The following is a 13,126-nucleotide window of genomic DNA, read 5'->3' on the forward strand; positions in this document are numbered from 1 at the left end:
ACGGGCTTCCCACACAAAGAGGCCAACTTCCTTCACAGCAAGGCACCTTGACCCCCATCCCGCTCACTGGTTCCGTGGGGAGGCCATACATGGGAGCGCTCCCAATCGGTGAGAAAGGATCCCCATGCTGACCTTCCCCCACAGGTCCGGCAGAGGCGGCCTGGCCGCCGTCCTCACAGCGGTACTCCTCGCCTGTCTGCTGTCGCTGGCCGGCGCCACCCGGGCGCAGGCCGCGCCGGGCGACGGCTCGGTCTCCGACCCGAACATCGTGTACGTCGGCCGCTGGGACACCAGTTCCGGCACGACGGCCGTCGCGAACTGGACCGGCGCGTACGTGCAGACGTCCTTCACCGGCACCACGGTGAAGGTGCGCGCCAGGGACGTGGTCAACTTCTACGTCAGTGTCGACGGCGGCCCGGACGTCTTCCACGCCGGCGTGCGCGGCACGGTGAACCTCACTCCGCGCCCCCTGGCGCCCGGCACGCACTCCCTGCGGATCGCCTACCGGTCCGGCGACACGGTGTTCCAGGGCCTGGTCCTGGACTCCGGCGCTCGTACGGTCGCGCCGGGCGCGTCACCGGGGCTGGTCGAGTTCGTCGGGGACTCCATCACCGCCGGGGCCCTCACCGACCGGCTGGCGCTCGACTCGTACGCGTGGAAGACGGGCGAGCGGCTCGGCATGCGGCACACGCGGATCGCGCGCGCCGGGTACTGCCTCGTCGCACGGTCCGGCTGCACGGGCCTGAGCGGACAGTTCTTCAAGGTCGGCAGTACGGGTGGCACGGACTGGGACTTCTCCCGGTACCGGGCGAACGCGGTCGTCATCAACCTCGGCACCAACGACATCGGGCACGGGGTGACCGGTGCCGAGTTCCAGGCGGCGTACACCGCCCTGCTGCGGGACGCCCGGGCCAAGTACCCGGACGCGGTGCTCTTCGCGGTGCAGACCCTGAAGAAGCGGTACGTCACCGAGACCAGGGCCGCGGTCGCCGCGCGCAACGGCGCCGGGGACGGCAGGGTGCGGTACGTCGACACGACGGGCTGGCTCACCGACGGCGCCGACTACGAGGACGGCAACGGGCACCCCAACGAGGCGGGGCACACCAAGTTCGCGAACCGGCTGGCGCCCGTCGTCAGCGGCGCGCTGAACGGCACGGCGACCGCGTCCGCCACGTCCGCCACCGCGCGGGCCGCCGCGCCCGGCCAGCCCGGCGACCCGAACATCAAGTTCGTCGGACGCTGGGACACCACCGGTTCCGCCACCGCGTACACGCCCTACTGGGCGGGTGCCTACTACCGCGTCGGCTTCACCGGGCGGACCGTGCAGCTGAAGCAGCGGGGCACGATCGACTTCTGGGCGCGCATCGACGACGGGCCCGTGCGGTTCTACGACGACGTGAAGGGGACGGTGAACCTGACACCGGTCGCCCTGTCGGCCGGCCGCCACACCCTTCAGGTCAACTACCAGGTGGTGGCGGGCTCCTATCGCGGTGACGCCGTGTTCCAGGGGCTCGTCCTGGACAGCGGTGCCACGACCTTCGCACCGCCGGCGCCGAGCAGGACGGTCGAGTTCGTCGGCGACTCGATCACCGTGGGCACGACGACGTCGCAGAACGCCCGTACCGCGTACGGCTGGCTGATCGGGGAGCGGCTCGGCACCGAGCACACCCGGATCGCCCAGGGCGGTGCCTGCCTGGTGGCCGCGGCGGACGGGTGTGTGGGGCTGGAGCGGCAGTACGGCAAGCTCGACCCCAACGCGGCGACGCCGGACTGGGACTTCTCCCGCTACCGGGCGGACGCCGTCGTCATCAACCTCGGCACCAACGACGTGGGCCACGGGGTGAGTTCGGCGCAGTTCCAGGCCGCCTACACCAGTCTGCTGCGCAAAGTCCGCGCCGCGCACCCCGGCGCCTGGATCTTCGCGTTGGAGACCTTCCGGGGACGGTTCGTGCCGCAGACCGAGGCCGCCGTTCAGGGGGCGATCGCGGGCGGGGACTCCCGGGTGTCCTTCGTCGACACCACGGGCTGGCTGGGCGCCGGCGACCTCACCGACTCCGTCCACCCCAACGACCGGGGGCACCGTGCCATCGCCGATCGCCTCGCCCCGGTCATCGCCGCGCGGATCGGCGGCTGACACCCGTCGTGCGACGGCACGGAGTCCGCCGCCGCCCCTACGATGGCGGCATGGCCGTCGTCCTCTTCGCAGGTATCCCGGTGAACGACTACACAGCGGCGCTCTCCTGGTACGAGCGCCTGCTGGGCTCCCCGCCGACGTTCTTCCCGAACGACACGGAGGCCGTGTGGGAGCTGGCGGAGCACCGCTATCTCTATATCGAGCACCGGCCCGGGCGGGCCGGTCACGCGCTGCACACCGTCTTCGTCGACGACCTCGACGCCCGGATCGCCGGGATCACCGGCCGGGGTCTGGAGCCCAGCAGCCGCGAGACCTACGCGAACGGCGTACGCAAGGTCACGTACCACGATCCGGACGGGAACGAGATCGGTCTCGGCGGCGGTCCGGCCCCAGAGCGGTGAGGGGTCGCGTCATCCCACCGGTGCGGTGATCTCCCGCTTGAGGATCTTTCCGCTGGGGCCCGTCGGCAGGCTGTCCATGAGCCACACCTCACGCGGGTACTTGTACGCGGCGACCCGGTCCTTGACGAACTCCCTCAGCTCGTCGGGGGTCGCGTGGGCACCGGGCCGCAGGACGACCGCCGCCGCGATCTCCTCGCCCAGGTGGGCGTGCGGCACCCCGACCACGGCGGCCAGGGCGACGGCGGGGTGCTCGTGCAGGGCCTCCTCGATCTCGCGCGGGTAGACGTTGTAGCCGCCGCGGATGATCATGTCCTTCTTGCGGTCGACGATGTAGAGGTAGCCGTCCTCGTCCTGGCGGGCGAGGTCGCCGCTGCGCAGCCAGCCGTCCGGGATCGCGGCCGCCGTCTCCTCGGGCCGGTTCCAGTACCCCTTCATCACGTTCGGCCCCCGTACGGCGAGCTCGCCGACCTCGCCGGGCGCGACGTCCTGGCCCTTGTCGTCCAGCAGCCGCACCTCCACGTCCTGGATCGGGGTGCCGATGGAGCCGGCCTTGCGGGGGCGGTCCGGGTGGTTGAACGTGACCACCGGGCTGGTCTCGGACATGCCGAAGCCCTCCAGCACCGCGCAGCCGAAGCGTCGTTCGAAGCCGTGCAGGATCTCCACCGGCAGCGAGGCCCCGCCGGAGACGCACATCCGCAGCGTCGACACGTCCGCCCCCGCCGGATGCTGGAGCAGCGCCGCGTACATCGTCGGAACGCCCTCGAAGACCGTGGCCCCGTCGCGGGCGATGGCGTCCAGCACGGCCTGCGGCTCGAAGCGGGGGATCAGGGTGAGCGAGGCACCGGCGCGCACGGCCACGCTCATGGTGCAGATCTGGCCGAAGATGTGGAACAGCGGCAGACAGCCCACCACCACGTCCTCGGGTGTCATCCGCTGGACGTGGACCGTGTTGACCTCGGTGTTGTGCCGCAGTCCGCCGTGGGTGAGCGTGGCGCCCTTGGGGCGGCCGGTGGTGCCGGAGGTGTAGAGCAGCACGGCGACATCGTCGTCCGCCGTCTCCGCCACGCCGGGCAGCGGCTCGTGTCCGGCCAGCGCCTGCGCGAAGGCGGCGGGCTCGACGGCCGTGTGCCGGACACCCGCGGCGGCCGCGCCCCGCGCGCCCTCACCGGGCGCCTGATGCCATTCGAACAGCAGCACCGCCCCGGAATCGGTCAGGTGGTACTCGGTCTCCCGCGTCTTCAGCAGCGGGTTCATGGGGACGACGACGCCTCCGGCGCGCAGCACGCCGTAGTACAGGACGACGAACTCGGGCACGTTCGGCAGCATCAGGGCGACCCGGTCCCCCGGCCGTACGCCCTCGGCCCTCAGCAGCGCGGCGGCGCGGGCACTGCGCTCGTCGAGTTCCGCGTACCCGGTCACCTGGTCCCCCAGGCGCAGCGCGGGGCGCCCCGGCTGCCGCTGTGCCGTCTCCACCAGGTACTCCGCCAGATTGGCCATGGCCCGTCCTCCACGAAAGTCGCCGTCGAAATCCGCTGTTCACGTGCACGACATCGTGCTGCCGCCCACGTCGGCGGCCTATGGGCCGTACGACAGTGCCCGCCGCCCAGGCTTGTCCCGGTGAACAAAACATGGGCGTTAGGCTGCGGTGATGGACATCTCGGGCGTGGCCGCGGCACTGCATTCCAGGCTGCCGGAACTGGGCGAGCGGATCGCGGGACGCATCCGGTCGGACGTCGACGCCTACGCCGACGAGTCGCTGATCCCCTTCGACTCGCTGCGCCGCTCGTGCACGGCCAACGCGGACCTGATCCTCAACCACCTCCGCGCGGGAGCCACCGGGGACCCCAGCCCGGCCCGGGAGACGGGGCGCGTCCGTGCCGTGCAGGGCGTGCCGCTGGCGGACACCCTGCACGCGTACCGGGTCGGCTTCGAACTGCTGTGGACGGAGATCGTGGCGGAGTCGCGCACCCATCCGGAGGTCTCCGCCGACCAGTTGGTGGCGAAGTCCGCGGAGATCTGGGCGCTGTTCGGCCTGTACGCGGAGGCCGTCGCGGCGGCCTACCGGGAGACGGCGGCCGAGTTGACGTCGCGGGGGCAGGCCCGGCGGTCGGCTCTGGTGGAGGCGCTGTTCACGGGTGTGATCGCCGACCGGACGACGCTGTGGGAGGCCGCCCGGGAGCTCGGCCTGCCCGAGCGGGGGCCCTACACGGTCGTCGCGGCGGCGGCCGGCGCGCCCGGCGAGGAGCCGCTGGCGGGGGTCGAGGCGGGGCTGCGTCAGGCGCAACTCCCCTCCGCCTGGCGGTTGTTGCCCGACCAGCAGCTCGGTCTGATCGCCCTGCCGACGGCGGCGGCGGAAGACACCTGCCTGGGTGTGCTGCGCCGGACCCGTGCCCGGGTGGGGGTCAGTCCGAGCTTCGACTCCCTGCGCGACACGCCGCAGGCGCTGCGGTTCGCCCGGCTCGCGCTGGCCGGGCTGCGGGGCGACGGTCCCGGCGTGGCCCGGTTCGACGACGATCCGCTGGCCATGGTGGTCGCCGCCGCGCCGGCCGAGGCGGCGCACCTGGTGGACGTGGTCCTCCGGCCCGTGGTCGACCTCCCGGTCGTGGAGCGTGCTCGGCTGCTGAGGACCCTGGAGCACTGGTTCGCCGCCGCGGGTTCGGCCACCGCCGCGGCCCGCAGCCTGTTCGTCCACCCCAACACGGTCCGTTACCGGCTGCGCCGCGTCGAGGAGCTGACGGCCCGCTCCCTCTCCGACCCACGAGCCGTGGCCCACATCGGCACGGCCCTCCTTGCCGTCCGCGACCCCGGCGCCGGCCACAGGGAACAGCCACTCACCGAGCCAAGCTGAACTGGGCGGACGAACGGGCTGACGGCTGACGGCTGACGGCTGACGGCTGACGGCTGACGGCTGACGGCTGACGGCTGACGGCTGACGGCTGACGGCTGACGGCTGACGGCTGACGGCTGACGGCTGACGGCTGACGGGCATGCGAGCACGGAGCGGGGCGGGGCGCGGGCGCATTGGCTGCGGGTGAGACGCGGCACGGGGACACACGGCGTTCCACGCCACGTACAGCGCGGCAGCGGCAGCGGCAGCGCACGGTCGCATTCGGCACGGCGGCGGAGGTCGCGGCGGCGCGGCGCGGCCGCGGGGGCCATCCGACCCGGTGGGCCATGGCCGCCGTCCGAGGGCGGTGGCCGGGCGGCGCCGCGTGACGCACCGGCCCCCGTCCGGCAGTGCCCGATCCTCGCCACGGCCACCGTCGAGTCTCCATCCGCCCCACAACCCCCGTCCGCATCCACATCGGCACCCACAACCCCCACCCGCACCCGCACCCGCACCCGCACCCGCACCCGCAGCGCCCCCGCACCGATCCCATCGCCGCACCCCGCCCCGGCGAGGTGCCCCACCCGCATGCTGCCGCCGCGCCGTGGGCGTATGGTCCGCATATGGGTGACGATCGGCGGCTGGCCGCTCGCTCCTCCGGACCTGTCCGGGGCGGGTGAGGACGTGCCTGGTAGCGGTGCCCCCGGTCCGGAGCTGCTGGAGTCCGCCCTGATCGAGGTCGCCCGGGAGAGCGGCACCTCGGTGGCGGCGGTGTATCTGCTCTTGCCTGACGAGCCGCTGCTGCAGTTGGCGGTGCTGGGTGGGGTCCCCTGGGAGATCTCCATGCCCTGGGCACGGGTGGCGCTGAAGACCCCCTCCCCGGTCTCCGACGCCGTGCGGGAACGCCGGCTGGTGTGGGTGAGCGGCCAGGAGGAGCTGGCGCGCCGCTATCCACGGCTGGCCCTGGTCGTGCCGTACCGCTTCACACTGGCCGCCGCTCCCATCGCCACGGGTGCGGACACCTGGGGCGGCCTGGTGCTGCAGTGGCCGGCCTCGCACCCGCCCCGGCCGAGCCCCCGGGAGCGGGAGGAGATCACCGGCGTCTGCCACCGGCTGGGGCAGCTCCTGCGGAAGGCGTCCGACGGCGGCCACCCGATACGGCCGGCCGCCGAGCCGGTGATGCTGCCGACGCTGCGGGACCGGAGCGCGGGGCCCGCCGAGGCACAGGGCGCGGTCGACTTCGCCGAGCGTCTCCCCGGCGGCAGCTGCTCGCTCGACGCGGACGGACGGATCGCCTTCGTCAGCACCAAGGCCGCCGAACTGCTCGGCACCGGTATCCCGGATCTGCTCGGCGCCAAGCCTTGGGAGGCGCTGCGCTGGCTGGCGGGCCCGACCGCCGAGGACAGCTACCGGGCGGCCATGCTCAGCCGGGAACCGGTGTCCTTCATCGCCCTGCGCCCGCCGGACCGCTGGCTGTCCTTCAGCCTCGTACCGGACGCGTCCGGCATCAGCGTCCGCATCACGCCCACCACCTCGGCCCACGCCCACACTCCGGTCACACCGACGCCCCGGGCCCGTGCATCGTTGCCCGCCGCGCCCGGACGGGCCGCCTTCCTGTACGACCTGATGCATCTGGCCGCCACGCTCACCGAGGCCGTCGGCGTACGCGACGTGGTCGACCAGGTCGCCGACCAGATCCTGCCCGCGTTCGGCGCCGCGGCCCTCGCCCTGATGACGGCGGAGGAGGGGCGCCTGCGGATCATCGGGTACCGCGGCTACTCCGCCGAGCTGATGGAACGCTTCGACGCCGCCCCGCTCACCTCGGACACCCCCGCCGTACGCGCTCTCGCCACCGGTGTCCCCACCTTCTTCGGCACGTTCGCCGACCTCAAGCGCGCCTACCCCCCGGCGGTCCTCCAGGACGCCATGGCCGCCTGGGCCTTCCTCCCGCTGATCACCTCGGGGCGCCCGGTCGGCACCCTCCTCCTGGCCTACGAGCGGCCCCACCCCTTCGCCCCGGAGGAGCGCGCCGTTCTCATCTCCACCGCCGGACTGATCGCCCAGGCCCTGGACCGGGCCCGTCTGTACGACACCAAGCAGCAGCTCGCACACAACCTCCAGGCCGGCCTGCTGCCCCACACCCTGCCCCATGTCGCCGGACTGGACGTGGCCGCCCGCTATCTCCCGGCCACCCGGGGCATGGACGTCGGCGGCGACTTCTACGACCTCATCCGCCTCGATCCCAGCACGGCGGCCGCGGCGATCGGCGATGTGCAGGGCCACAACGTCAACGCCGCCGCCCTCATGGGTCAGGTCCGCACCGCCGTCCACGCCACCGCCGGCGCGGCCCCCGACGAAGTCCTCGCCCGCACCAACCGCCTGCTCACCGATCTCGACCCCGACCTGTTCACCAGCTGCCTCTACGTCCACCTCGGCCTGAGCGCGCACACCGCCTGTCTGGCCACCGCCGGACATCCGCCCCCGCTGCTGCGCCACCCCGACGGCCGCACCGAAGCCCTCCACCTCCCGCCCGGGCTCCTCCTCGGCATCGATCCGGACGCCGACTACGCGTCCACCGAGATCCCGCTGCCGCCCGGCTCCGTACTGGCCCTCTACACGGACGGGCTCGTCGAGGCTCCCGGTACCGACATCGAGGACGCGGTGGACGACCTGGCCCGCGCCCTCGCGCGCTGCGATCCCTCCGGCCCGCACTCCATGGACGCCGTCGCCGATTCCCTCGTCCAGCACGCCCGTCGCTCCGCGCCGCGCAGCGACGACATCGCGCTGCTCCTCCTCCACCCCAGTTCACATACGTGATTGATGGATCAACCCATTGACCCGGAAGCGAGCCCTCCGTAAGGTTCCCGCCATTCCTACGTACGTGGCGGCTGTTCAGATACATGAACCGCCGGAGGGAGACAACGATGTCAGAAGTCCTCATACCCGATGCCGAGCGGCGTGCGGTCAGCAAGTTCCTGCGCCGTATGCTGCCGATCCTCGTCCTGATGCTGCTCATCAACCAGATGGACCGGACCAACGTCGGTTTCGTCCAGGACGAGTTGCGGGCGGACGTCGGCGTGAGCGCCACCGCGTACGGGCTCGGAGCGGGCCTGTTCTTCATCGGGTACGCCCTCTTCGAGGTGCCGAGCAACATGCTCCTGGAGCGGTTCGGCGCCCGGGTCTGGCTGACCCGCATCATGATCACCTGGGGTCTGGTGATCGTGGCGATGTGCTTCATCCACAACGTATGGATGTTCTACGGGCTGCGCTTCCTGCTCGGTGTCGCGGAGGCCGGCTTCTTCCCCGGTGTCCTGCTCTACTTCACGCAGTGGCTGCCGGACTCCAGCCGGGGCCGGGCGAGCGCGATCTTCCTGGGCGGCTCGGCCACCGCGTACATCGTGACCGGGCCGATCACGGGCGCGCTGCTGGAACTGCACGGGGTGGGCGGGTTCGCCGGGTGGCGCTGGATGTTCGCGCTCGAAGGGCTGCTGTCGATCGTCGTCGGCTTCGTCGCCGGTTTCTTCCTGATCTCCCGCATCGGGGACGCCCCGTGGCTCACGGCGGAGGAGAAGGAGGCGCTGAGCTCGGCGGTCGCCCGGGACGAGGAGGCGCGCAGCCGGGCCCCGAGGGTGTCGCGGATCAAGCTGCTGATCCACCCTCAGGTCGCGCTGCTGACCTCGGTGTTCTTCGCAATGGCCCTGACCGGGTACGCGATCACCTTCTGGCTGCCGAGTCTGGTCGAGGAGATCGGCGGGCTGTCGCCGTTCCAGGTCGGTCTGCTGTCGGCGATCCCCTGGATCTGCGCGGTGATCGCCATGTACTCGATGAGCCGGTTCACCGACCGGGCCCCCGACCGTCGCCCCTATCTCGCGGTCGCGCTGACCCTGTCGGCCACGGGCACCTTCCTGGCCACGCTGGGCTCCCCCTGGTTCGGGCTGGCGGCCATCACGCTCGCCGCGGTGGGCGGCAAGTGCGCGGCCACCTTGTTCTGGCCGATGGCGCAGTCGGGACTCGACCTGAGGATCGCGGCGCCGGGGCTCGCGGTCGTCAACTCCATCGGGAACCTCGGCGGTTTCGTCTCCCCCACGCTCTTCGGCTACCTCAAGGACACCACCGGCACCACGAACGGGGGCCTGTACACGCTGTCGGCGGCCTCGCTCCTCGCGGTGCTGGGGGTGGTGCTGATCCACAGGAACAGCGGGGGCGCGGGCTCGGACTCCGGTTCGGACTCGGGCTCGGTTTCCGGTGAATCCGCCTTCGCGAAGGGGCGGTTGGCGACCGGCGAGGCCCGATAGGCACCCGGACACCGCACCACCCCTGCCCGCACCCGTCGACATCTGGGCCGGCGGCTCAGGGCCCCCTCGCTCATCTCACCCCGCGTGCGCGTCGTTTCATACGGGGCACACGGTCGAAGATCGCGGCGAGGCGGGCCCCCTGGGCGAACAGGCTCTCCGGACGGGAGCGGTCGCCGTCGAGATGGGTGAGGGTCTCCATGCCGAGGTAGAAGGCCACGGCCGCACCGGCCAGAACCCGCACCCGGACCACGGACCCCAGGGGTTTGCCGCGCAGGAGGACCGTGAGCTGTTCCTCGGCCAGGTCCTCCCATTTCCTTGTTTCCAGGGCCAGTTGGGCGGCCAGCCGCGTTCCGGGCCGCGCCCCGGCGTACAGCTCCTGCACGACGGCGATGTGCCCGGTCTCGCTGTCCTCGTCGTACAGCTCGCGCAGCCGCGCGACCACGGGGACGGCGCGGTCGAGGCCGGCCAGTTCGGCACGGTAGCGGTCGACGCGGGCCCCGCTGGTCCGTTCCAGCGCCGCCACCAACAGGTCGTCCAGGTCCGCGAAGTGGTAGTAGATCACCCCGGGCGCGAAGCCGCCGACCTGAGCTATCGCCCGCGCGGTGGTCCCGCCGTAGCCGTGGCGGACCAGACACGCGAGGGCGGCTTCCAGCACCCGGTCACGGGTGCCACGGGGGCCTCGGTGCTCAGACAACGCGCACCGGCCGTACCCCGTGCGCGGCGAAGTGGCCTTCGAGTCTGCGGGCCAGCTCCGGCAGGTGATGACTGGGCACCCTCGGGTACAGGTGGTGTTCCAGGTGGTACGTCAGTTCCAGGAAGACGGCGGGGATGATCCTCCCGCGCAGGGTGCGGGTCTGCGTCAACGGGGTGTCTCCGTAGTCGTGGTGCGGCAGATACACCGTCAGCAGGGGGTACACCCAGCTGCCGACGATCGCCATCACCGTATAGAGCAGCGGTCCCGGCGTGTACGGCAGGAGCAGCACTCCCCCGGTGAGCGCGGCGAACGGGGCCGCCGCCTCCACCAGCAGCCAGCGGCGGTCGCGGCCCCGCCGGTAGGACCAGAGCCAGAGGCGTACGAGGAAGACGGGGCCGTAGCAGACCGCGCCCAGGAAGGACAGTTCGGCGGGGTAGCCCTCCGGGTCGTCGGGGTGCGGGAAGAGACGGTGGTGCTGGGTGTGCGTGGCCCGGTAGGCGTGCCCGCTCTCCAGCAGGGCCAGCCCCATCGCGAACAGCGCCCAGTCGGTCGCCCGTGGGGACAGGCCGATCGTGCGGTGCACCACGTCATGGGTGACGGTCACGACCGCGACGAAGATCCCGAACACGATCAGGGGCGTCAGCCACCACCAGCCGAGCCACACCGCGCCCGTGAACAGCAGAACTCCGGCGCCCGGGCGGGCCAGCGCGACGATCCGCTGCCGGCGCGTGGTGACGAGCAGGTCGTCGCCGAGTTGAGCGAGGGTGGGCAGGCCCGGGGCCGGGCCGTTCGAACCGGTCGGGCCGGGGTCGTCGCATGCGGTCATCGCGCGCGTCTCCTCTCCTTCAGCAGTCCCTCGGCGACGATGCGGCTGCCCAGCACACAGGCGACCGTGCCGAGGCCGGGCCAGGTGGTGTCGCCGACCAGCCACAGGCCGGGGCCGCCGAGATCGTGCGGTACGGCGTGCTGGTTGGTGTTGGCCAGGCGCTGGCGTACGCCGCCGACCGCGCCCTCCGGGCGGAAGGCGAACCGTGCGTAGCTGCGGGGCGTGCCCGTCTCGGTGAACACGGCACGCTCCCCGAGCCGTGGGTACGCACGCCGCGCGAGGGCGACGAGTCGCTCGCCGGCCTCCTTCTTGCGTTGCCCGTACTCCGCGGCGTCGAGGTCGCGCCAGTGGGCGAGGTCGGTGTGGGTCGAGAGCATCACGGCCCGATGGCCGGGCGGTGCGCTGAGGGTGTCGCCGGGCGCGGAGACGGAGACGAACATGTTGTTGCCGTCGCCCAGGGGTCGGTCGTAGGAGTGCAGTAGTTGATGGTGCGTCAACTTCTGGTCGGCGACCCCGGACTCGGGTACGCCGAGGAACGTGACGACCGCGCCGCCGAGGGCGTCCGCGTCGCGTTCCAGGTAGGCGCGCAGCCTGCGGGCCACCGGCAGCCCGGCGCAGATCGTAGCTGTGGTGCCCACCGGGACCGCGCACACGATCCGCCCCGCATGGAAAACACCTTGACGGGTCGTCACCTCGTAGGCGCCGGGCGAGCCCTGGACCCGGGAGACCCGGCAGGCGGTCCGGAGTGCGCCGCCCAGCGCGCGGTAGCGGGCGACCAGCACACGCCAGAAGCCGTGCATACCGCCGCGGTGTCTGCTGAGGCCCGCGCCCCGGATGGTCACCCCGAGGGCCGCGTTGATGAGGGGCGCGTCGTCGACCCCTGTGTGGACGGTGTCCTCGACCAGCATGGCGAGCAGTCCGACCAGCGCGGCGTCCGCGCGCAGACCGTGGTCGCGCAGCGCGTCACCCAGGGTCCGGTGCAGATGGCGGGCGTACGGGAGCCCCGACCAGCCCACCGCCCGCAGGTCGTGCAGGGCGTCGGCGGGGCCGCGGATCGGCAGCCGTATGCCCGCCCGGCTTGCCCGCCAGAAGGTGTCGGCGAGCCGGTCGAGCAGGTCCCAGAACGCGCGGTGCCGTTCGCTGTCGCCGAGGACGCGCAGCCGTTCGGCGTGCCAGGCGGCCGGGTCGCGATGGAGCACGACCTGACGGTCCGGCAGATGAGCGCGGTAGCCCGGGAGTTCCTCGGCGTCCAGGGGTGGAATCCCGACCGTGGCAAGGAGTTCGCCGCCCACGCCTCCGGGGCCGAAGTCGACGAGCGTCGTCGCGCCCACATCGAAGGAGAAGCCGCGCTTGCGGTAGTAGCCGGCGCAGCCGCCCGCGTGTCCGTGCGCCTCCAGCACGATCGTGGACAGACCCGCCCGCCGCAGCCGCAGCGCCGTGGCCATGCCGGCCATCCCGCCGCCGATCACCACCACCTCGGCGCGGCCACCGCCACGACCGTGTTCACGGTCGACCGCGTGCCCGTCACCCCAACCGGCCGCCGCCCGGCCGTCGTTCTGAACGTTTGTTCTGAACATTCGTTCAGAGTGCGGCAGTTCATCGTCGACGTCAATGGTTCCGGCCTGTGTGAAGAGACTCGCGGGAACCGCTCCCTCCTGGATTGCGTACCTCTGTACGATCACCGGTCACACACGGGGTACCGCGGTGGAGGGGGCTGGTGTTGGACGACAGAACAGCTGGACGAAGAGGCGGTTGGCGGCTGAGAGCCGCTGCGTCGGGGGCCGCTGCGGCGGTGTTCCTGAGCGGTTGCAGCGCGGGGGCCGCGGAGCACGCGGGCAAGTCCGAACCCAAGGCCTCCGGGTCGTCGACGCCCTCCGCTGCCGCTTCCGGACGGGTGTCCGCTGAGGGCGCGCAGGACGCGGAGCCGACGGCGACACAGTCCGCCACAC

The 13,126-nt window shown here is 72.3% G+C and carries 9 protein-coding genes; 5 read left to right on the plus strand and 4 right to left on the minus strand.

Annotated elements, in window-relative coordinates; all coding sequences use genetic code 11:
• The first annotated feature begins 124 nt into the window (after nt 1-124).
• Together PUR53_RS12255 and PUR53_RS12260 are read left to right on the plus strand one after the other, a co-directional pair.
• Nucleotides 125-2,134 carry a GDSL-type esterase/lipase family protein gene (locus tag PUR53_RS12255; protein WP_329908325.1) on the plus strand — a complete coding sequence of 670 codons (2,010 nt, stop codon included), beginning with the start codon at nt 125-127 and terminating at the stop codon, nt 2,132-2,134.
• Nucleotides 2,135-2,184: 50 nt separating this feature from the next.
• Nucleotides 2,185-2,535 carry a VOC family protein gene (locus tag PUR53_RS12260; RefSeq protein ID WP_329894771.1) on the plus strand — a complete coding sequence of 117 codons (351 nt, stop codon included), beginning with the start codon at nt 2,185-2,187 and terminating at the stop codon, nt 2,533-2,535.
• Nucleotides 2,536-2,544: 9 nt separating this feature from the next.
• On the opposite strand, the gene PUR53_RS12265 is transcribed toward PUR53_RS12260, so the two are convergent.
• Nucleotides 2,545-4,032, minus strand: a complete 1,488-nt coding sequence (locus tag PUR53_RS12265) for a long-chain-fatty-acid--CoA ligase (protein ID WP_329908326.1) — start codon at nt 4,030-4,032, stop codon at nt 2,545-2,547.
• Nucleotides 4,033-4,183: 151 nt separating this feature from the next.
• On the opposite strand from PUR53_RS12265, the gene PUR53_RS12270 reads away from it, so the two are divergent.
• From PUR53_RS12270 to PUR53_RS12280, 3 genes are all read left to right on the plus strand, one after another.
• The gene (locus tag PUR53_RS12270) at nt 4,184-5,383 is read left to right on the plus strand and encodes a PucR family transcriptional regulator (RefSeq protein ID WP_329894773.1); all 1,200 of its coding nucleotides are present in this window, start codon (nt 4,184-4,186) and stop codon (nt 5,381-5,383) included.
• A gap of 591 nt (nt 5,384-5,974) precedes the next feature.
• Nucleotides 5,975-8,179, plus strand: coding sequence for a SpoIIE family protein phosphatase (locus tag PUR53_RS12275; RefSeq protein WP_329908327.1), 2,205 nt, complete (start codon nt 5,975-5,977; stop codon nt 8,177-8,179).
• A gap of 107 nt (nt 8,180-8,286) precedes the next feature.
• Nucleotides 8,287-9,657 (plus strand): MFS transporter, encoded by a 1,371-nt coding sequence (locus PUR53_RS12280; protein WP_329894775.1) that lies wholly within the window; start codon nt 8,287-8,289, stop codon nt 9,655-9,657.
• 70 nt (nt 9,658-9,727) lie between these two features.
• On the opposite strand, the gene PUR53_RS12285 is transcribed toward PUR53_RS12280, so the two are convergent.
• The 3 genes from PUR53_RS12285 to PUR53_RS12295 are packed head-to-tail and all read right to left on the minus strand — an operon-like array spanning nt 9,728 to nt 12,754.
• Nucleotides 9,728-10,351 (minus strand): TetR/AcrR family transcriptional regulator, encoded by a 624-nt coding sequence (locus PUR53_RS12285; protein WP_329894776.1) that lies wholly within the window; start codon nt 10,349-10,351, stop codon nt 9,728-9,730.
• Nucleotides 10,344-11,177, minus strand: a complete 834-nt coding sequence (locus tag PUR53_RS12290) for a fatty acid desaturase family protein (RefSeq protein WP_329894777.1) — start codon at nt 11,175-11,177, stop codon at nt 10,344-10,346. The genes PUR53_RS12285 and PUR53_RS12290 overlap by 8 nt, the downstream gene beginning before the upstream one ends.
• On the minus strand, nt 11,174-12,754 hold the full coding sequence (locus PUR53_RS12295; protein WP_329908328.1) for a phytoene desaturase family protein: 1,581 nt from the start codon (nt 12,752-12,754) through the stop codon (nt 11,174-11,176). Before PUR53_RS12295 ends, PUR53_RS12290 begins: the two co-directional genes overlap by 4 nt.
• Nucleotides 12,755-13,126 lie beyond the last annotated feature (372 nt).

Source organism: Streptomyces sp. SP18BB07, assembly GCF_036322545.1.
Lineage (GTDB): Bacteria > Actinomycetota > Actinomycetes > Streptomycetales > Streptomycetaceae > Streptomyces > Streptomyces deccanensis.